General features: G+C 47.0%; 18 protein-coding genes. 4 read left to right on the forward strand and 14 right to left on the reverse strand.

What is annotated here, in order from left to right; all coding sequences use genetic code 11:
* Positions 1-127 precede the first annotated feature (127 nt).
* Positions 128-1,111, forward strand: coding sequence for a hypothetical protein (locus QN395_RS05750; RefSeq protein ID WP_323491735.1), 984 nt, complete (start codon positions 128-130; stop codon positions 1,109-1,111).
* A gap of 25 nt (positions 1,112-1,136) precedes the next feature.
* On the opposite strand, the gene QN395_RS05755 is transcribed toward QN395_RS05750, so the two are convergent.
* The 5 genes from QN395_RS05755 to QN395_RS05775 form a co-directional block, all read right to left on the reverse strand.
* On the reverse strand, positions 1,137-1,877 hold the full coding sequence (locus QN395_RS05755; protein WP_323491734.1) for a LytTR family DNA-binding domain-containing protein: 741 nt from the start codon (positions 1,875-1,877) through the stop codon (positions 1,137-1,139).
* A gap of 10 nt (positions 1,878-1,887) precedes the next feature.
* Positions 1,888-2,454, reverse strand: a complete 567-nt coding sequence (locus QN395_RS05760; protein WP_323491733.1) for a sensor histidine kinase — start codon at positions 2,452-2,454, stop codon at positions 1,888-1,890.
* Complete coding sequence (locus QN395_RS05765; protein WP_323491732.1) at positions 2,451-2,927, reverse strand: hypothetical protein; 477 nt, start codon at positions 2,925-2,927, stop codon at positions 2,451-2,453. The genes QN395_RS05760 and QN395_RS05765 overlap by 4 nt, the downstream gene beginning before the upstream one ends.
* An 80-nt stretch (positions 2,928-3,007) precedes the next feature.
* A complete protein-coding gene (locus tag QN395_RS05770) occupies positions 3,008-3,622 on the reverse strand; it encodes a hypothetical protein (protein WP_322120739.1) in 615 nt (204 codons plus the stop codon).
* Positions 3,623-3,799: 177 nt separating this feature from the next.
* Positions 3,800-4,567 (reverse strand): ABC transporter substrate-binding protein, encoded by a 768-nt coding sequence (locus tag QN395_RS05775; protein WP_322120740.1) that lies wholly within the window; start codon positions 4,565-4,567, stop codon positions 3,800-3,802.
* A gap of 150 nt (positions 4,568-4,717) precedes the next feature.
* On the opposite strand from QN395_RS05775, the gene QN395_RS05780 reads away from it, so the two are divergent.
* Positions 4,718-5,731 carry a transporter gene (locus QN395_RS05780; protein ID WP_322120741.1) on the forward strand — a complete coding sequence of 338 codons (1,014 nt, stop codon included), beginning with the start codon at positions 4,718-4,720 and terminating at the stop codon, positions 5,729-5,731.
* 202 nt (positions 5,732-5,933) lie between these two features.
* On the opposite strand, the gene QN395_RS05785 is transcribed toward QN395_RS05780, so the two are convergent.
* The 3 genes from QN395_RS05785 to QN395_RS05795 all read right to left on the reverse strand — a co-directional run bounded on the left by QN395_RS05785 (position 5,934) and on the right by QN395_RS05795 (position 10,732).
* A complete protein-coding gene (locus QN395_RS05785) occupies positions 5,934-7,526 on the reverse strand; it encodes a GMC family oxidoreductase (RefSeq protein ID WP_323491765.1) in 1,593 nt (530 codons plus the stop codon).
* A 155-nt stretch (positions 7,527-7,681) separates the two neighbouring features.
* The gene (locus QN395_RS05790; protein WP_323491731.1) at positions 7,682-10,126 is read right to left on the reverse strand and encodes a PAS domain-containing protein; all 2,445 of its coding nucleotides are present in this window, start codon (positions 10,124-10,126) and stop codon (positions 7,682-7,684) included.
* 144 nt (positions 10,127-10,270) lie between these two features.
* The gene (locus QN395_RS05795; protein ID WP_323491730.1) at positions 10,271-10,732 is read right to left on the reverse strand and encodes a thioredoxin family protein; all 462 of its coding nucleotides are present in this window, start codon (positions 10,730-10,732) and stop codon (positions 10,271-10,273) included.
* Positions 10,733-11,145: 413 nt separating this feature from the next.
* Between QN395_RS05795 and dinB the strand changes: the two genes are divergently transcribed.
* Positions 11,146-12,222 (forward strand): DNA polymerase IV, encoded by a 1,077-nt coding sequence (dinB, locus tag QN395_RS05800; protein ID WP_323491729.1) that lies wholly within the window; start codon positions 11,146-11,148, stop codon positions 12,220-12,222.
* A gap of 43 nt (positions 12,223-12,265) precedes the next feature.
* Here dinB and QN395_RS05805 read toward each other — a convergent pair whose 3' ends face one another.
* Positions 12,266-13,168, reverse strand: a complete 903-nt coding sequence (locus tag QN395_RS05805) for a S41 family peptidase (protein WP_323491728.1) — start codon at positions 13,166-13,168, stop codon at positions 12,266-12,268.
* Between the two features lie 2 nt (positions 13,169-13,170).
* Entirely contained in the window at positions 13,171-14,571 is a 1,401-nt protein-coding gene (locus QN395_RS05810; RefSeq protein WP_323491727.1) for a hypothetical protein, read from the reverse strand.
* A gap of 585 nt (positions 14,572-15,156) precedes the next feature.
* Between QN395_RS05810 and QN395_RS05815 the strand changes: the two genes are divergently transcribed.
* Positions 15,157-15,369: a cold-shock protein gene (locus QN395_RS05815; protein WP_322120747.1), complete on the forward strand. Its 213-nt coding sequence runs from the start codon at positions 15,157-15,159 to the stop codon at positions 15,367-15,369.
* On the opposite strand, the gene QN395_RS05820 is transcribed toward QN395_RS05815, so the two are convergent.
* The 4 genes from QN395_RS05820 to QN395_RS05835 form a co-directional block, all read right to left on the reverse strand.
* Positions 15,366-15,671: a hypothetical protein gene (locus QN395_RS05820; protein WP_322120748.1), complete on the reverse strand. Its 306-nt coding sequence runs from the start codon at positions 15,669-15,671 to the stop codon at positions 15,366-15,368. The two genes, QN395_RS05815 and QN395_RS05820, sit on opposite strands and share 4 nt — an antisense overlap.
* Positions 15,672-16,055: 384 nt before the next feature.
* Positions 16,056-17,009 (reverse strand): alpha/beta hydrolase, encoded by a 954-nt coding sequence (locus QN395_RS05825; protein WP_322120749.1) that lies wholly within the window; start codon positions 17,007-17,009, stop codon positions 16,056-16,058.
* Between the two features lie 101 nt (positions 17,010-17,110).
* Complete coding sequence (locus tag QN395_RS05830) at positions 17,111-17,674, reverse strand: GNAT family N-acetyltransferase (RefSeq protein ID WP_323491726.1); 564 nt, start codon at positions 17,672-17,674, stop codon at positions 17,111-17,113.
* A gap of 143 nt (positions 17,675-17,817) precedes the next feature.
* On the reverse strand, positions 17,818-19,476 hold the full coding sequence (locus tag QN395_RS05835; protein WP_322120751.1) for a long-chain fatty acid--CoA ligase: 1,659 nt from the start codon (positions 19,474-19,476) through the stop codon (positions 17,818-17,820).
* Between the last annotated feature and the right edge of the window lie 130 nt (positions 19,477-19,606).

Consider the following 19,606-nt stretch of genomic DNA (forward strand, 5'->3'; position numbering starts at 1 on the left):
TTGTATGAGGAATCTGATAATCTTCATACGAAAATATGGCAAGCATATTGAGGCCGGTTTAACTAAATTTTTAAGCCTGACGAGGCCATCGATTATTGTCATCAATCCAAAAAAGGTGATTGGCTTCATGGATGATCTTGATATTGCTGAAATTGGTCGCGTATTAGGCTACGACTTGTTCCAGTTCGGCAAACGACAGCCTTGCAACGATTGGCCGCAGACTGTGGTCGAAGGATTTTTGCATGCAGCGTCGATCAATGTGGTTAAAAAACCAGGCAATCGATATATCAACAAATATCTGCAATTACGCTTAAACGCATTGCGCCGACACAGAATTGTCGATCCACAAATTAACCCTGATTTGATTCAGCAGATTGACGTAGAGCAATGTCCGGTAACTCGCCGCGCACTTACGCATGGAGAATTAAAAGATACCGATTGGTCGGTTGACCGCTTAAATAACGACGCAGCCTACGCACCGCATAATTTAGCGGTTGTGAGTACCTTGGCCAATCGTGCAAAAGCTGATCGCACTTACGAAGAGGTCTACGCCTTATCGCAACAGACAGATGCGACCGATGGTCTGCAACCGCAAGAATGGTTAAGACTGGCGGCTCTGATGCTGGGGCCTTGTTTTGCTACGCGCCCACGGCTGGCGCCAGTAATACCACTCACTGCACCGATACCAAAACAAACCGTGCGTCTTAGCATGCAACAAGTGCAATACGTCATGACGATCATGGCAAAGCGGTCTGCTGGCAAAAATGCCCTGCTTAAACATTTTAAGACTGTCTCCGGCAATGACCAGGCCAGATTATGTTTACACCGGTTGGTAGATGCAGTACATCAGGGTTTGAAGCATGTTGAGTCGCCGTGGGACGTTTGGCTACAGGCAGGTGTAATGGATGCCTTGTTAGCATGGCGACTAAGTTTAGACCTTAGGTCTTGGGCTATCGCAGGCCAAGTCTCTATGCAACTGGCTGGCGCACGACCAGTAGAAAAGAACCGTTTGCAATCTTGGCAGTTGAAGACAAGCGGTTATTTTCCCTTCCCTAGCAATACAAGGAAAATCAAACCAGCAGCGAACGTAGGTAGTCAAAAGCAGTATTAATAATGCCTAGCAAATAATTCTAAAATCACATTTGCTTAAATTGATGCTGAAACGCCTGTGATACAGCTATCCATCCGGCATCACCGTGGATACGCAAAGCTAAGCCGCCATCGACTCTTTGTACCGCATCAATTGCGGCGACATTCACAATCGCACTGCGTGAGATTTGCCAGAATTTTTCTGTATCCAATTGCAGTGCCAGGTCTTTAATCGGGGTGCGGATATGCGCTTCAAACTTGCTCGTAACCACGCAAGTGTATTTGGCATCTGCCCGAAAGCACTGGACATCATTGATATTGATAAACCGTAGTTGTCCGCCACTGGAGGCTTGTATCCAGTGTAATTGGCTCAGTGGTTTGCGTTCTTCCAGCGCTGATAAATCAGCAGGTTGCTGAGCTAGTCTGCCTTTTAGACGTTGTATACAAATTGCCAGACGTGCTAAATCTAAAGGCTTTAACAGGTAATCGACCGCACCTTGTTCAAATGCTTTTACCGCATAGTCATCAAATGCCGTCAAAAAAACTACATGAGACTTTTGCGCTGCCAGGCGCGCGACTTCAATCCCAGTCATGCCAGGCATTTGTACATCTAAAAATGCGATATCAGGAGCAAGATCGCCCAGCAATTGTGCTGCTGCAATACCGTCTTGTGCTTCACCGACGATCACTAAATCCGGCCATAGCTGGCTTAGCACTTGCCGTAGTTCTTGGCGTAAAACTGCCTCATCTTCGGCGAGTATGGCGCTTGGTTTGGATTGATGATTCATGCAGTGATAGCTAACTTAATCGGGTTGTTGTTGCGGGTATTGTGAAACGTGCTGTTACGCCAGTGGCTGATATTTTTTGCTTTATGCTGTCAATGTTGTTGCCAGTGCAGGGATTGACTGCACGGTTATCATTAATACTGAGTTCAGCTTGTGCGCCAAATAGTGCTAGTAAGCGCTCTTGTAAGTTAATCAGGCCGATACCGTCACCCATTTCTGACTGAAAACCGGCACCATCATCTGTCACCTCAACTACCAGTTGGTCTGATTCGCAAACTGCCGATATAGATAGCCTGCCGCCACCCACTTGTGGTTCTATGCCATGTTTAATCGCGTTCTCTACCAGCGTCATGACCGCCAGCGGCGGTATCAGGCAGCGTTGTGCTTCTGCTGATGCAGTCACCGAAAATTGCAAGCGGTCGCCCATGCGGATTTTAATAATATCGAGGTAGGCCTGAGCGCGTTTTAACTCTTGTTTCAGCGTCGTTGTGTTGGCACGCAAGTCTGGCATTGCTGCCCGCAGATACGAGATCAGGTGATTCAACATGATCTCGGCAGAGTTAGCATCTTGCCGTATCAAGGCACGGGTATTCGCCAGGGTATTGTAAAAAAATGCGGTTCTATCTGTCCTTGTAGTGCAGCCAGACGGGATTCTAAAATCTGGCGCTCAAGCCGATGTTTTAACTGCTCGTCCGCTAATGCTAAATCAGCGCGGCGGCTTGCTTCCTGATTGATTTCTTTAGGCAGCAGATTGAATAAAATAAAACCAAATGCGACTACGGGCAGCAGCCAGTCTGGATGTGGGGTTTGCCGCGGGGGCCATAAGAGTTTTTGCAAACCGACACCAGCCGATAACGCTAAGTACGCAGCGATTAATAGTAAAGGCCAGCGCCATGACGGATTGTTAGAAAAGTCGAATTTTTGTATGCCCGATCTGGCGCTTTGAGTGATGACAAAGACGCTCAGTAAGCCTGTTGCATCAGCTAACCACGTATGACGCCAGCCAGAGAGGCAACTGATCACGATCAAAATAAACGTTACGAATGATGGCAAGACAGGCCAATCAGATTTCAGCAGACTAGCCAGTTTGAACTTAGTAGCCGACCAAAGTCGGCTTTGATGATTAGCAAATATCATTCAGAGAAATTGAGATTTGTTGCCGATTGACTCATCGTACCCATGTGTACAAGTTGATCTAATCTACGCTTTTTTTCTTGCTCTTCTTTAGATGGCTGAATTGCTTCTTGCAATTTCACATCACGTATCCAAAGCTTACCTTGGCCTTTGATACCAGCACCGATTTGTAGTTGGGTTAAAGTTTTTCCAATGATCATTACAATTTTTTCAGTTTTCCAATCTTTAGCTTTTAAATCCGTCGATGTTGTTGAGCTATTTCCTTTATCCGTATCGCTACCTTCATTGGCATGCATAAAAATTTCGGCATTTGACGTTCCTTCACTAACTTTGTACTCTATTAAAAATTGTACTCTTTTGCCTTGCCACGGAGCCGCATCAATGGTCTGGGTCAAGGCTACAAATTTGTCTTCAGCGTTATCTTTACTTTCGATCACCAGTGCTTTTTTATCTTTGCTACTTTCAGAAGGATCAATCCCCACCAAGTAGTGGTCTTGATAACCGGCATTGACGTTCCAGGCTTTGGGTATGCCAAGTTGTACATCCCCAGCAAATGATAAGTTCATCGCGGCGGCGATCAGTGCTGCGGCCAGAATTGTTTTTCCGTATTTCATTTGGTACTCCGAAGTAGTTGATAACGATGCTTATGCTATTCAGCGCACCATTGACTAACAAGACGGTTGCGATGGAGGATGGAATTTGGGTGACGGAGGCTGAGGATGTGTGCGACAAGCACGACAATCGATACCTACTTTACGCGACGTGCTGGGGCATAAGCTCACTGAATCAGTTCACTGAGATTGATACTGATATTTACGTTCTATCGCAGATACGGTGCCGTCCTTCTCCATGTCTCTCAGGATTTTGTTGTAAAGGTCGATATTACTTTGTGCCGTCAGCGGATTGCAGGCGAGGTATAACTCGACCTTATTAAACTGGAACAGCGGAACAATTTTGCCCGTATATCCTTTGGCTTTGATCAGTCTGTTACCGAGTTTTTCGCCGGTCGCCCAAAAATCAAAACGCTTATACATCAGCTTGCGTGGATTTTCTTCATCATAGTTGGCGATATCGATTTGTATGCCGTTGTAACTAAAAAACTCACTCACCGCACCCTGGCGATATACCCCGATGATATAGCCACGTAAATCGTCGATATTTTTAGGCTTGCGAGTATCATCTGCCCGCCCAAAAATAACCCAGTTATTTTTAACCAGCGGCCCTACCCATTTGAATAAGGCCTCGCGTTGCGGGGTACGGGTAGTAGAAAAAACGCAGGTATCAGTATCCCGTTGCGCCATCAGGTAGGAGCGTGCCCAAGGGTAAGCCTGGATGCTGATCGCGACCCCGGCACGGCGCATGATTTCAGTTACTTTTTCTGTGGAGATGCCGTTTATCTTGCGGGTTTCAGGATCGACGATATTGAATGAAGGATAGTCTTCCGTCGTCAGGATCAGGCTTTTTTGTTGGGCAATAGCGGCATTGCTAAAAGGGGACAAAACCAGATAGAGCAGAATGATAAAGCTTAAGCGGCTGATCAACATACTACAACGGTGCATACCCACTCCAGAATGAAGGTTCAGAAATAATTCCCTGCACATGATCATAATGCATTGCAATATATTCGTTTTGTAAAAAATGCTTTTTTACGGTTTTTGTGACTTTCTGCGCTTACAATAAGCCCAATTTTTTTCACATGGGATAACAACATGCAAATTGATCAGTTGTCGTATGGGTCAGATCTGTCTGGATTAATTTGCGGCTATGTGTTTGTGCAGGGACAAGCCGGGCAAGTGGTACACACGCCAGAAGCCCTGGCGTGGCTACAAAAGCCCGCCGTCGAGAAGGCAGATGCGTTTATCTGGCTTCACTTTAATCTGAGTAATGTCGCCGCAGAAAAATGGCTGCATGAGCATACCGACTTGCCCGAAGAGTTTTATGAAGCTCTGCATGAAGGTTCGCGGTCAACCCGGATTGAGCATGCTGATAATGGCTTGATTGCCGTTGTCAATGATGTCTTGCATGACTTTGCGTTTGATGTCTCTGATATTGCTACGCTATGGCTTAGTTTAACCAACAAGGTTTTGATCAGTGCACGGCGCAAGCCTTTGCAATCGGTAGATCGTCTGCGTAACGCGGTAAATCAGGGTGAGTTATTTCATTCGCCGACAGAATTGCTGACGCATTTATTCCGTGATCAGGCCGACGTGCTGATCGGCATCGTGCGCAATGCGATTAAGAAAGTGGATGAAATTGAAGACAAGCTATTGGCTGAAAGGCTCAATCATAAACGCGCCAGATTAGGCGAACTGCGCCGCGTCCTGGTGCGGCTGCAAAGACTGTTGGCACCAGAGCCCGCAGCGCTATTTCGCCTGCTAAAAAAACCACCAGTCTGGGTCGCAGAGAGCGATGTCGAAGAGTTGCGACAATCAACAGAGGAGTTTGCGGTTGTGCTAAGCGATATGGCATCGCTGCAAGAGCGGATTAAGTTACTGCAAGAAGAAATCGCTGCCGGCGTGAACGAGCAAAATAATCGCTCGCTATTTGTATTAACCATCGTCACCGTGCTGGCACTACCAATCAACATCATCGCTGGCTTGTTCGGGATGAATGTAGGCGGTATTCCGCTGGCGCAGCATGAACACGGTTTTTGGATCGTGGTGGCGATTGTGGCGACGTTTACCGTGATTGCCGGTTGGCTGGCGTTTCGTAACCGGGATTGAGTTTGGTGGTTCCAATCAAATTGACCGTTTAATCTCTACGCCGATATTATTTCGACCTCGTTTTCACCACTGGTGCGCATGGCGCACGCTACAAAACCATATACTCCCCCTTATTTTTATAAAATATGTCGCATTGTCCAATGCTTATATAGACAATGAAAAATACACTCGGGGAGTATAAATAAATCCATAGCTGAAAGTCTTAAGCTTGCCGCAACAAATCCGCTGCCTTTTCACCGATCATCATCGTCGGCGCATTGGTGTTGCCGCCAATCAGAGTTGGCATGATGGACGCGTCAACCACACGCAAACCGCTTACGCCGTACACCCGCAATTCAGGATCGACTACTGCCATTGCATCCACACCCATTTTGCAAGTGCCGACGGGGTGATATACGGTATCGCTGCATTGGCGTATGACTTGTCTGATCTCTTCATCGGTATGCACATTCGCGGTCTGGTAGTCACTGGTGCGCACGTTGGCCAGTGCCGGAGCATCCATCAATTTCTTGGTCAGTTTATAGCCTTTGACCATCACATCCATATCATCAGGATGTTCTAAAAAGCGTGGATTGATTAAGGGCGCAGCCAGCGGATCTTTGCTTGCTAACGTCAGTTCGCCGACACTTTTTGGGCGCAGTAAGCAGACATGGCAAGAATAGCCGTGACCCAGATGCTGTTTGCGGGCATGGTCATCAATCATCGCCAATACAAAATGGAGTTGCACGTCGGGTGCGGGCAAGCCGGGATCCGTTTTTAAAAAGCCGCCGCCCTCTGATCCGTTGGAGCTAAACGTTCCGCGCCGTTGGTTTTGGTAGCGGAAAAACTCACGCGCGATCCGTGCCGAACCACCCAGAGAAATCCCCAGCAAATCCAGACTCTTGGCGCGATATTTAAAAACGAAATCGGGATGATCTTGCAAATTCTGCCCCACGCCCGGGAGATCATGCACCACCGGTATGCCCATTGCCTGCAGGGCTTTGCCGTCGCCTATGCCCGACAACATTAGCAATTGCGGGGTCTGCAAAGAGCCCGCCGCCAACAAAATCTCGCGCTTGGCACGCAAGGACTGTTTTTGACCGTGCTGGATAAACTCGACGCCGACAGCGCGTTTGCCTTCAAAGATGATACGGGTCACGTGGCAGCCGGTTTCTACCCGTAGGTTCGGGCGTTTGCCCATATGCGGATACAGATAGCCGCGGGCGGCACTCCAGCGTTCGCCCTCGTGCTGGGTGACTTGATAAATCCCGACGCCTTCCTGATCTTCACCATTAAAATCGTGGTTAATTTTAAATCCGGCTTGTCTGGCGGCATCTAAATAAATTGCCTGGAAGGGATTGTCTGAGCGCAGATCACTGACCCGTAAAGGCCCGGCCTGACCATGCAAATCGCCGCCCAGACTGGCGTTATTTTCTGAGCGTTTAAAGTAAGGCAACAGCTCGTCAAATGACCAGCCCTTGTTACCTAAAGACGCCCAATGATCATAATCCCAGCGGTGACCACGGATGTACACCATGGCGTTGATGGCAGAAGAGCCACCCAAGGTTTTACCACGTGGCTGATAGCCGCGCCGTCCGTTGAGGCCGGGTTGCGGCACGGTTTCAAACGCCCAGTTATTGAGTTTGGTCGGCAACATGGCAACGACCGCTAACGGTGTTTTGACAACCCAGCTATCACCTTTGCCACCGGCTTCTAATACGGTGACGTTGATATTGCTGTCTTCACTTAATCGTCCGGCTACCGCGCAGCCACCGGCACCACCGCCGACCACGATGTAATCGGCAATTGCATTGATTGCTTCTGTCATTTGTCTCGTCCTTTGGATGATTTTTATTTTTGTACTTCTTGGTATTAGTTGGTGCTTCTTGGTATTGCTTGGTGTTGCCTGATATTGCTTGCTTTATCTTTTTGAGGTTTGGTACAACCCCTGTATTGAATCTGAAATTGGATTTAAATTGCGGCAGACTCTGGCACCGATACCGCTCTAAATTCTACCCAAAAGCTACTCCCTTTGCCTTCGGTAGTCGTAAATCCCAGTCGCCCATGCATTTTCTCTACTAAAGTTTTGGTGATGGGAAGTCCCAAACCAGTACCACCTTGTTGCCGCGTATCAGTACCATCAGCCTGAGTAAACGGCTCAAATAAATGCGCTTGAAATGCCTTCGGTATACCGGGGCCATGATCGCTGACTTCGATGCGGTAGCTATGACCGCTGTCTCCGCCAACGTCTGCCAGAGATTGATGCAATAAACGGATTTGCACTGCCTCACCTTCAGGAGAAAATTTGGCGGCATTGGACAACAGGTTTGCCATAATTTGCATCAGGCGGTCATGGTCGGCCAAGATCCATGCGCTGCTGACATCAGTGCTAAATTGCAGGCTGACTTTAAGCGATAAGGCATAGGCCGCATTGGCTTCTATTGCGCTGTTAATGAGTGCGAACAAATCGACAGGTTCTTCTTTAAAACGCATTTTTCCGGACACCAGTTTGTCCATGTCCAGAATGTCGTTGACTAAACCGATCAGGCGACAGCTATTGCTGTGCGCGATTTTAATCAGTTGCGCCGCTTTTGCTGGCAAGACGCCAGCCACGCCTGCATCCAGCAACCCCAAGGAACCGCGGATAGATGTCAGCGGTGTCCGCAACTCGTGACTGACGACAGAGATAAATTCAGACTTCAGTTTGTTAATGCGATGCCGTTCGCTGATGTCTTCCAGCATCCAGACTGCTCCGCGCACATAATTTTCTGCCGGTAGGGCGCGCCCTGCTATACGTGCCAAAAACGTTTCTCCGGTAATTCTGTTTACCGTCCATTCCAGCTCTACCCGTTCGTCCGCGATTAACTGCGGTATGACCCGCTGGCCAAAGGCTTGATAATCATCCTCACCGCAGTACAAGAAGCTGGTTTTAACGCCGATCATCGCTTGTGCATCTGGAAAATTACACAGTTCTGCCAGCGCCTGATTAGCGAGGATGATCACACCGTCGCTGACAAACATAATGCCCACAGGAGCGTTGTTGATCAAAATATCTAACTCACGCGCCAGCAGTTTGTAGCGGTCTTTACTGGCTTGCAGTAATTCTTGATTGATGCGCAAAGTCTCTTCGCTGACTTTTTGCTCGGTAATATCAATATGCGTGCCTTGCATGCGCAAGGCGTGACCCTGCTTATCGCGCTCCACCACCCGACCGCGTGACATGATCCACTTCCACTCACCGGACTTCGTTCTTTGGCGGAATTCAGCATGGTAATCCGTGAGCGGAATACTTTTACCTTGCGCATCAAATTGCTCTGGTGCGCGTAGGTGGTTACGCAAGGCTTGCTTGAGTTGTGAGATGTCTTCAGGATGTACCCCGACCTGAGCGAAGTTGCCCCAGAGCTGCTGAAATTCTGCATATTCCTCCGGCTCGTAGCCCAGCATTCTGGCGTACTCAATACTGAATTTAGTTTCGCCGGTTTGCACATTCACATCGTACAAACCCTGATTCGCCGCCTCCAGAATTAAGCGTATTTGTAGCTCGGCATTTTGCGCGCGCTGCTCTGCTTGTTTGCGCTCGGTAATGTCATTGAGGTAGCCATGCCAGAGTATGCTGCCATCGCTTAATTTTTCTGGCGTTGCGTCGCCGACGTACCAGCGCTCTTCTTCAACCACGCCAATTACCCGATATTCTTGATGCCAAGGGGTGAGCATAGTGGCAGAAATATGCCCCGCCTCTCGCATTTTCGCCAGATCATCCGGATGTATTTTGGCAATTACGATGCTGGCGTCGTAACGAATTTGTTCCGCAGTTACGCCATAAATAGCGGTGACTGCATCACTGACATAGGGATAACAACTACGCCCATCTGGAAAGCGCTGATATTGATAAAACATACCCGGCAGCTGCTGGGAGAAGTTAGACAACAAGGTATGACTTTGTTTGAGCTGATCAGTCAGGCGGTGATTCTCGGTGATATCGCTGACCAGACCGATCATGCGCGCCGGCTGACCATCTATCGTACGTTCTACCAGCGTACCGCGAGAGCGTAACCACTTCCAGTTACCATCACGGCATCGCAGGCGATGCTCGTGTTCGTATTGAGGAATTTCACCCTCTAGATATAACCTGGTCGCACGCATGGCTTCTTGCGCATCATCGGGATGCAGCCGGTCTATCCATTCATTGATGTGATTGCCCAGCTCGTGTTCGGCATAACCCAGAATCCGTTTATAACTACGGGAAAAAAATGCCTCGTTAGTGAGTAAATTCCAATCCCATAAACTATCGCCCACTGCCTCCAGCAAAGTCCGCAATGAACTCGCGCTCACCAGTACACCGGTTTGTAACGATGTGCTGGTGGCGTTGGCGGCGGCCTCGCTTGATTCTGACAACGGGTCCAGACGATTGGGCATAGTGAGTTGAGTAAGGAATCAAGTAACGCGGTCAGTCATTTAAGGTGCCAACTAAGCTATCATTTAAGCTGTCATTTAAGCTGTCGTTTCAGGCACCAATAAAACGTATTTGTCTTTGAGTTGCCAGACAAATTCAAATACGATTTAGTTTGAAACCTGATTAAAAAAATCGTAAATGCCTTGGTCGCTCATCTTGCGCGCATTCGACAATTCGCCGCCTTTGCTCGCATACACCAAGCTGTTGTCAGCCTTTAAAACTACTGCCGCAGGAATACCTTTTTTGATCGGATTTTCGTACTGTTTTGCGATCTCCAGATTTTTATCAAATTGACCTACATCCACTTTGACCAATACAAATTTACTGGCGATCAGTGCGGCATTTTGACCTTTGATCGATTTGTCCAGTTCTAAACAATCTTTGCACCAGTTAGCGCCAAAAATCACCAGCACTTTTTTATTTGTCGCCTGCGCTGTTGCCAGAGCTTTGTTAATGTTGGCCTGCGCATCGGCGGTTTCGTCATAGGGTTGATAAGTGGCAGCAGCGCTGACGCCAAGCGTAGCAAAAGACAGGCTGAGACCAAAACAAAATGCGAGTAATTTTTTCATGAGAGTCCTCTAATAGCACTGCAAAATTAGCGAGGTCAGCTACATCAGCGAAACCAGCCTAACAGAGCAGCTTGAATTGATTAAATTAATTGAACGAAATAGACAGGATCAGCAAAGCTCTCCGGTGAGACATCATGACGCAAATACCGGAATTTGTCATGGACAGGATAGACGCTGAAACAATTATGGTAGATGCTTAAAATTACAGCAACTTAAAGCGCTGACTTAGAGCAAATATAGATGCTGTTTTGTATGCGAGTACGTTGATAGCAGGCTCACTCAAATACTGATTTTATATACTGATGTTACATACTGATGTTATATACAGTATTTTCTTTTAAATGGATTAAAATACCTCAACGCTTGTCAGCAATAATCTCAGTAACAGCTTCAGTCATCACTTCGATAACATCATGTCCACCGCCCAGCGAAAAATTATCCATTGCGACTGTGATTGCTTCTATGCCGCGATAGAAATGCGGGACGATCCGCGTTTGCGCGATAAGCCGCTGGCTGTTGGTGGCAGAGCAGATCAGCGTGGTGTGGTGGCGACGTGCAATTACGAGGCGCGGCGCTTTGGTGTGCGCTCAGCCATGCCGACCTCGTTAGCATTACGGCGCTGTCCTGATTTAATCGTTCTGCCACCAACCATGGAGAAATACCGTATCGCGTCTAAAGCGATTTTGGCGATTTATCGTGACTACACTGACTTGGTCGAACCTTTATCTCTCGATGAGGCATATCTGGATGTGAGCGATTGCACGCAGCACAAAGGGAGTGCGACCCTGATTGCGCAAGAGATACGGGCGAGGATTGCAGCCACGGTGGGCATCACAGCCTCCGCCGGTGTGGCGGCGAATAAATTTCTCGCCAAAATCGCCAGCGACTGGAATAAGCCAGACGGTCAGTTTGTGGTCTTGCCAGAAGACGCAGATAGCTTTGTGGCAGAACTACCAGTCGCTAAATTATTTGGTGTGGGCAAAGTCACGGCGGCCAAATTGCATGGCCTTGGTGTGCAATATTGCCGCGATTTGCGCAGCTGGTCTTTACCCGATTTGCAGCAACACTTTGGCAAGCTTGGCTATAACTTGTACCTGCTTTGTCGTGGCATTGATCATCGTAGTGTTTGTCCGGACAGCGAGCGAAAATCAGTCAGCGTAGAAGAAACCTACGCCCAGGATTTGCCCGATCTGGCGGCTTGTCAGACGGAGTTGCCTGCCTTGTTTGCGATGTTGGTAGCGAGGATGAAGCGTGTACAAGCGGAGGATTACATACACAAGTTATACGTCAAAATCCGCTTTGCCGATTTCCACCAGACTACCGCAGAATGTCGTGGCAGCAGCTTGGACGAAAGTAGTTTTGTCAGCTTGTTAGAGACCGCATTTGCACGCGGCCAACAACCCGTTCGCTTGCTTGGGCTGGGTACCCGTTTAAGTGGCACGGAGCAAGCGTCAACGGCGGAGCAGCAATTGGTTTTGTTTGCGAGTTAAGTCCTGTCTTTGAGTCGTAGAGAGATAAAACAACATTTCTTTTTTAATTTTCTGTGAGAAGTTTTATCGCCCTTTCTAACACTATGTCATCGCCAGAAATCGCATCTTCTATCGTTGATTTATAAGGGAGAGTGGGAATGATTCCAATACCGTGGAATTGAGACCCATCTTGTTTCAAGACTTGCATCCCAGTCCAAAAAACTTTATATCCTCCTGGAAGAGGCAAGCAACTAATATTTCCATTCGAGCCTGCAGTCCGTGTGCCTATGATTTCACCCAGTTTGTAGTGCTCTACGATAGTCATCAAGGTTTCTGCAGCACTGATCGTATTACCGCTTATCAAAAAAACTAATTTGGCATTGATATAGGGCGCTTGAGGTTGAAGAGCTTTTCCAATGCGCTCCCATTGCCAATGATCCCGATCAGCTCCACTGATGACAGGGACATTGAATAACGGTACCTCTAGTGGCCTTTTTGTAAAATGTTTTAAGAAATTGCTATTGCCATTCACATAATTTCGGACATCAAAAATGATCCCTTTGAAGTTATTTTTTTGGGCAATCAATTGTTCAATATCTTTGCCATCCGCTCTGTCGATATCTACATACCAAATACCGCTTTTCAATTGTTGCATCGCTCCTAATGGATTTTTTTCTCTTAAATTGACCACAGGCGTATCACGAAGGAAAGTCTTTGTTTGCTTGAATCCTTTTAGGTCTCGGTAGCTCATTTCTAAGAGGGAATTTTCTTCCCCTGTGAGCAGCTCGACAGATAAGATTTCGGCCTGCATGGTGTCTGTTGCGGACATGTTTTCTGTATTTATTTCTGACAACCTGTGTGCAATTGGCAAACCATTTAAATGCGTAATTTGGCTTCCAAAGGGAATTAATGGTTGATTGCCTGGAGTTAGGCGGGACCTTGAAACCACCGGTACACCATCGATCATTTTTATTTTGATAAAAGGTGAAAAGCATCAAGCTCCCTCGGACCTGTGACACGCGCATGTCCATCGTGCAATGCGGAAGTAAAGCGCATTAGGGTGTGGGTAAATGCTTTTTCATCTTTATCGCTTGAGGCGGATAACAAGAGTGCGTCCAATTCCTTATTCCAGTCGATTTTAATGATGTCGGAATACGGATAGAAATAACGTAACGCACTCCATATTTGTATAGCATTCCCTAACCTTGTGATTCGGTCATTTCCACTGAAATCTGGGACTATATTTTTCAACTGATAGTCAACTCGATTCAAACCATTCTCTGGTTCAACTTTGGGAATGGTTTCATGATTTTTAGTTGAAAATACGAGATCAGGCATCCACAGTGTAACTTGCCCTCCTAGCTCAATTTTATTGAGTTGAACCACATTACCTTGCAATGAGACATCATCAGTAAGTTGTTTACTAAGTTTTTCATACACGCGATCACTGTGATAAAAATAGTCGCGTTGAGCGAGGCCGTGATGTACCCATTGAACCTTGAAGTGAGCATCTGTTGGTTGCAATAAGTTCTCGGGAATTTCAACGCTGGTAAGCCACTGTGTGGTCGGAGCGTAGGGAATAAATAAGTTTTTTAAAGCATTTGCCAACTCGGCATCTGACTTAGCAAGTTCCACCGACAGAACTGCTTTCTGAATAAATTTATTCCAGTCCAACTTGGTCAATGCATCAGTAGCATGGAAATATCGTATATAACCAACGGCCTTACTCAGCGCGCGCAAATTGTTCAGTTCGATGGCACTCAATGCTCTGCTGCCTGGATCGCTGATATTGGATTTTGCGACATCGCTGACCTCATGTACTTCTAAGTTGGCGAACCAGATTTCCCCCTTTGTATCGGAGTCGGCACCAAATCTCAGCTGATATGCCGCCCTGTCGACGGCAATACTTGCGCAGGCTCTTTGCCAAGTTGGCTGCAATGGCAAACTATAGGTCGCTGCGGCTCGCAAAGTATTGCGTGGTATATCTGTGCGTGTCCAGAAGCCGGATTTGGCGACTTGCTTGAAGTTGGCTTTTACATCTCCGCAAATTTCTACAATTTTTCCACGCCATGGTCTGGCATCCACTTCTTGAGCAAGCGAGATGGTTTGACCGTGCTCGTTATTCTCTAGCAGTAAGATTTTGTCTTTATTTGATGAGCGGCGATCGGCTTGTAATTTAGCAGACGTGCTTTTGCCTTCGATGTCCCAGGTTTCATTCAGTTTTCCTGATCGAGCGTCTGATTCAAATTTCAATGTAATTGGTGCGTTTTTAGGTACAGGCCGTGAATTTTCGTCGCTGTCAGTAGCATAAGCAAAAGCGCAGATAGAACAGATCGCAGCAAAGGTAAATATATTTTTCAATAAGTGCATAGGTCAAATTTTTTATAGCTTGGTATTGGACTGTCAGATTTTTTAAAGTGGTAAAAATGCGTATTCGCTGCCTTTATCGAGGCTGCTCAAATAAAGGAAAACCCGAAAATTATAAAATACAAAAACAGGAAGCCGAATACCGGTTCACTTAATAAGGCTGACTGACAGGACTGACGCAAAATTTACCCGGATGCGCGGCTAAGTCTCGCCACAACAATGTTGTGTAAGTTTTGTTTAAGGTGAGTCTTTAAATATACTCCCAATTAGTATATTTTATTGCCCATATAATCATTGGGCGATAGGCTGTTTTTCATGGAAAACGGGGGGAGTATATTGAATCTATGAAGGTATAAGCAAAGTAAGAGGCCTCAACATTGCCATAAAGATTAAAAAAATAAAATTAGGCGATTTAGATATAAGCGTGTATATTCCAATTCGTACTTGCATCAAGTCGTTATATAGTTGGTCCCAAATCTGCATGGCTGTTGTTCTTCTAGTCGTTCTGTTTTAATTCCTCCGGTTTCATCTCTTGGTTTCAAGTGCCTATCAGGCAATGTCGCCTATTTACAATTGAAGGAAAAAAACATGAGTACTCAAACAGGTATAGTCAAATGGTTCAACGATGCTAAAGGCTTCGGCTTTATCACTCCTGATGCTGGTGGTCCAGATTTATTCGCCCATTTCCAAGACATCCAATCTTCTGGATTTAAGAGTCTGACGGAAAATCAACGCGTTTCTTACGAAGCAGCTGTTGGTCCAAAAGGCGATAAAGCAGGCAATATCCAAATTCTCTCTTAATTGAGTAGATCGACGCTTAAGTATTGGTGAGTTGTCGATTCTGAATTAGCTTTATGTGTTGTGGTTTGTTTTTTTCTTAAATACCGGCCGCTGGCACCACGCAGATAGCATGGGTTGGCGGTAAGAGAAAATATCATCAGCAAGACAAAAACTTCACAAGTCAGAAAATCACCATCAGGTTTATTTTTTGACGCATAGATGAATTCTGACCGGTCAGTGGCACCACGCAGATAGCATGGGTTGTTGGGAAATGGTCTAATACATTCGTGTTTATCACCGTAGCGAGAAGATTCACCAGGCATCTGCCAGTATCTTCTGCGGCGAGCATCAACTCTAACCGGCCAGCGTATTGTTTACTCAATGCACTTGGAAAATGGCTTAGTTGATTTGTGAAGAAAAAACATTCGTTCGACTTGAAAACATGTCCATCAGGAGATGTTGGAGCAGTAAAAACGACTCATCCCACCAGGGGCACCGCGCAGATAGCACGGGTTGTTGGTTTAGTCAGTGGCACCACGCAGATAGCATGGGTTATTGATGATGATATTGAGGATAGTGAGTCGCAGCAATGAATGGTAAGCCCGCTTTTGGCGGGCTTTTTGCGTTAACGACGACGATAACATTGGCGTCATGGTCATCTTTAATAAACGAGATAATTAGCTACTGCAATCCCGCGCTCGGGCCAATTATTTCAAAAAGTCTTTGACTGCTGCAATGGTAGTCACCGGATCTTCTTCTTGCGGCACATGTCCTAATTGATCAAACATGACCAGCTTGCTAGCGGCAATATCATGATGGAATCGCTCTGCGTTATCTGGTGGAATTAACTTATCTTTGCCGCCCCAAAGTATTAGCGTTGGCAGCTTAATGGTTTTAATTTTATCGGCAGTACGTCCCGCATCCAATTGTGTAAAACGCAAACCTAGAGCATGGCGATTACCAGCCCCTAAAGTCATCGCCTCGTATCTGTCTACCAACGCTGGCGTGACTTTATCTGGATTGCCATATACATTTTTGACGCTGCTTTCCATCAAATTCCGTGGCAAGGTATGTTGCATCACCCAAGCCATTTCTGGCATGCGCGCGATCTTAAAACCTACCGGAATCGCCGCCGGTGTGAAGGGATATCCGGCAGCATCTACTAAGATGAGTTTATCAATCCGTGCTGGTGCAGCGGCTGCAACTTGCCAGGCGATTTCACCACCCAGAGAGTTACCACCCAAGACCACACGTGACAATTGCAGCTTATCCATCAGGTTCAGAATAAATTGGGTGTAAGCAGCGTTGCTATAGTCGTTTTGCGTATTTGGTCCCGTCAGACCAAAGCCAGGAATATCCATCGTAATGACGCGATGCTGCTCTTTTAATGCAGCAACCCAAGGCTCCCAGGTATGCAAGCTTGATGAGGTGCCATGAATCAGCATAATCGGCACCGGATCATTCCTTAGCCCCTCATCCCGCAGATGTACCGACAAACCTTTGACATCGATAAATTGGGATGGCGCGGGCGCCCATTGTGTCGTCAACTCGCTTAAAGGTTTATCGGGCGCCCAGGTCAATACGATCATCAGGCAACTTGCGCCAATAACAAATAAGACCAGACATAAAAAGCTGAGAATGACACGTTTGCTGATACTCATGTTGAGGTACTTTCTGTGATTTGAATATGACTATTGACCTTCAGTATTTACTCAAGTGTTTGCTGAAACAATTTACTGAAATAAGCTGCCTAGTTCATTTTTTATACAATCTTTTTATGCATACGTGCCAGCGGTGCATGAATACCACCAGGTAAATCTAAGCCAAAACGTTCGTACACCTCAAAGCCTGAAGCGCGGTATAAAGGTTCACCTGGCATAGTGGACGCTAGTTCTAATGCGGTGAAACCTGCAGCGCGTGCTTGCTCTGTGCAATGTCGCATCTGCATGCTGCCAAGGCCGCGACGGGCGGCAGAAGGATCGACGAAAAAAGCACGGATGCGTGCCGGATCAATGGCAGGATCAAGTAAATTATCGACCCCTTGTTTGGCTTGATCACCGCCAAACAAGGTATTACGTTTGCTCCATCCGCCACAGGCCAGTAGCCTGGGTTTTATCTCAGGCTGTTCCACATTGACTACCTCTTCCTCAATGGCAAAATAGGTTTGATCTGCGATCAATTGCGTATCCACGCCGAACACATATTGCAACAAGCCCCGTGCTTGTTCCGGTGTATAAAAAGAGACGCTTAAATCAATCGCAGAGCGCGCGATCAGTACTTGCATAGCAGCAATATCGGCATAATGGGCAAGGCGCAACCTAGGCATGATGATCTCGTCGTGGGGATAATGGCGTAATTGATTTTAACAATAAAATAGCGCCACAAAATTGCTTGGCAATAAAAAACGCCGCTGTCATTGCGGCGTTTTTTTGAATATCAATTGGTTGCCTTCAAAGCTTACTTTAAACCTTACTTTGCAGCTTCTTTTTCCTGCAATGCGCGCCACATGACTTTGCCGGTTCCCGACTTTGGCAGAGTATCTACAAATTCGACAAACTTCGGTACTTTATAGGCGGCCATTTTTTCATGCGCCCACGCCATGATGTCTTCACCAGTCACATCCGTGCCGGGTTTTTTGACGACGATCGCTTTAACGGTTTCACCACGATATGCATCACGCGCAGCAATAATGCAGCATTCTTGAATGGCGGGATGTTGATACATCATCGACTCGACTTCCGCAGGCCAGACTTTAAAACCGCTGGCGTTAATCATGCGTTTTAGACGATCAGTGAAAAAGAAAAATCCTTCATCGTCCATATAACCCAAGTCGCCGCTACGGAAGAAACGTACTCCATCCAGTTCAGCAAACGAATCGGCAGTTTTTTGTGGATCGTTCCAATAACCTTGGAATACATGTGGACCGTTGATCCAGATCTCGCCGGTTTCACCCTGTTTAACTTCTTTCAAGGTGGTAGGGTCAACGATGCGCGAATCGGTGCTGAAATGCGGAATTCCCAGACATTGCTGCTTCATACGTTGCGGTGGATTGAGGTGCGATGGCGCCATAGTTTCGGACAAGCCATAACCTTCCATATATACCTGACCGGATAATTCCAGTAGCTTTTGTGCGATCGCTGCAGGCATCGCAGCACCGCCGCCAGAGACGCGGTTTAACCCGGAGATATCGTATTCTGCCAGACGTGGATTGGACAAAAAATCGATCATCATTGATGGCACTACCGTCCAGTTAGTGACTTTGTAGCGGGTGATTAATTGACCAGCAACATCTTTGTCCCAGCGTGGCAAAATCACCAGACTGCCGCCACAAAAAATCATGCTGTTCATGACTGACTGCATGCCTGTCACATGGAAAAACGGCAGTACCGCCAGGGCAACATGGTTTGGTAGCACTGAGCCTGACCATACAGGACTGGCAGCCGCATTAAACATCACCGAGCGATGAGTGTGGATACAGCCTTTAGGTTTACCCGTCGTACCCGAGGTATAAGGCATGCAGGCAAGATCGTCGGAGCTAGCTAGATGAGCGCCCGGTGTTTGTTGAGCAGCGACAGCGTCTTTCCACGTCACTACACCCGCTTGCACCGGCACGTCGCGCGGCGCGCGCACAAAATCTGGCACGCTTAAGCTGGTTTCTTTGGTCAGATGATCGGAATAAGTAGCGACAATAGCGTGCTGCAAGCCCGTAGTGCCAACCAATGGCAACATACGAGAGAAAATTTCTTGCGATGCCAATGCAACTTTTGCACCGCTATCCGCAATGTAATGCGATAACTCGTCGGTCATCAGCATAGGATTGACTGGCACCACCATCGCATCGGCGCGCATGATGGCGTAATAGGCAATAATAAATTGTGGCGAATTCTGCATATCCAGCAATACCCGGTCGCCGCGCTGCACACCGCATACTTGCTGCAAATAGCCTGCCAGCGCCAAGACTTCCGCATGCAACTCGGCATACGTCAAGATGCTGTCATAGAAAATAATCGCTGGCTTATTCGGATAACGCTGCGCCGAGATTTGCAGGTTGGCATAGACGCTGGTCTCTGGTGCCGTTAAAAAATGCGGCAAGCCAGTCGGCCAATGGGCGTAGTGAGTTGTGTTCATACCTTGTCTCCGGTGTGATTGCTAATGTGAGGATATGCAATGAAATAATTATTATTTCATTAGAGTGCCACACCTAATTGATTTTTGCACGGTCGTTCGTAAATTTTTACAGACTGCTCTGATCATTACC

The organism is Undibacterium sp. RTI2.2, from assembly GCF_035018705.1.
In the GTDB taxonomy this organism is placed as follows: domain Bacteria; phylum Pseudomonadota; class Gammaproteobacteria; order Burkholderiales; family Burkholderiaceae_D; genus Undibacterium.

Bases quoted from the DNA above. Each gene is read 5' to 3' on its own strand.
- QN395_RS05820 (WP_322120748.1), bottom strand. From the start codon at position 15,671: ATGCCTGGTGAATCTTCTCGCTACGGTGATAAACACGAATGTATTAGA.
- QN395_RS05795 (WP_323491730.1), bottom strand. From the start codon at position 10,732: ATGAAAAAATTACTCGCATTTTGTTTTGGTCTCAGCCTGTCTTTTGCT.
- QN395_RS05810 (WP_323491727.1), bottom strand. From the start codon at position 14,571: ATGCACTTATTGAAAAATATATTTACCTTTGCTGCGATCTGTTCTATC.
- QN395_RS05750 (WP_323491735.1), top strand. From the start codon at position 128: ATGGATGATCTTGATATTGCTGAAATTGGTCGCGTATTAGGCTACGAC.
- QN395_RS05815 (WP_322120747.1), top strand. From the start codon at position 15,157: ATGAGTACTCAAACAGGTATAGTCAAATGGTTCAACGATGCTAAAGGC.
- QN395_RS05790 (WP_323491731.1), bottom strand. From the start codon at position 10,126: ATGCCCAATCGTCTGGACCCGTTGTCAGAATCAAGCGAGGCCGCCGCC.
- QN395_RS05805 (WP_323491728.1), bottom strand. From the start codon at position 13,168: ATGATCGATGGTGTACCGGTGGTTTCAAGGTCCCGCCTAACTCCAGGC.
- QN395_RS05770 (WP_322120739.1), bottom strand. From the start codon at position 3,622: ATGAAATACGGAAAAACAATTCTGGCCGCAGCACTGATCGCCGCCGCG.
- dinB (WP_323491729.1), top strand. From the start codon at position 11,146: ATGTCCACCGCCCAGCGAAAAATTATCCATTGCGACTGTGATTGCTTC.
- QN395_RS05830 (WP_323491726.1), bottom strand. From the start codon at position 17,674: ATGCCTAGGTTGCGCCTTGCCCATTATGCCGATATTGCTGCTATGCAA.
- QN395_RS05825 (WP_322120749.1), bottom strand. From the start codon at position 17,009: ATGAGTATCAGCAAACGTGTCATTCTCAGCTTTTTATGTCTGGTCTTA.
- QN395_RS05775 (WP_322120740.1), bottom strand. From the start codon at position 4,567: ATGCACCGTTGTAGTATGTTGATCAGCCGCTTAAGCTTTATCATTCTG.
- QN395_RS05755 (WP_323491734.1), bottom strand. From the start codon at position 1,877: ATGAATCATCAATCCAAACCAAGCGCCATACTCGCCGAAGATGAGGCA.
- QN395_RS05835 (WP_322120751.1), bottom strand. From the start codon at position 19,476: ATGAACACAACTCACTACGCCCATTGGCCGACTGGCTTGCCGCATTTT.
- QN395_RS05780 (WP_322120741.1), top strand. From the start codon at position 4,718: ATGCAAATTGATCAGTTGTCGTATGGGTCAGATCTGTCTGGATTAATT.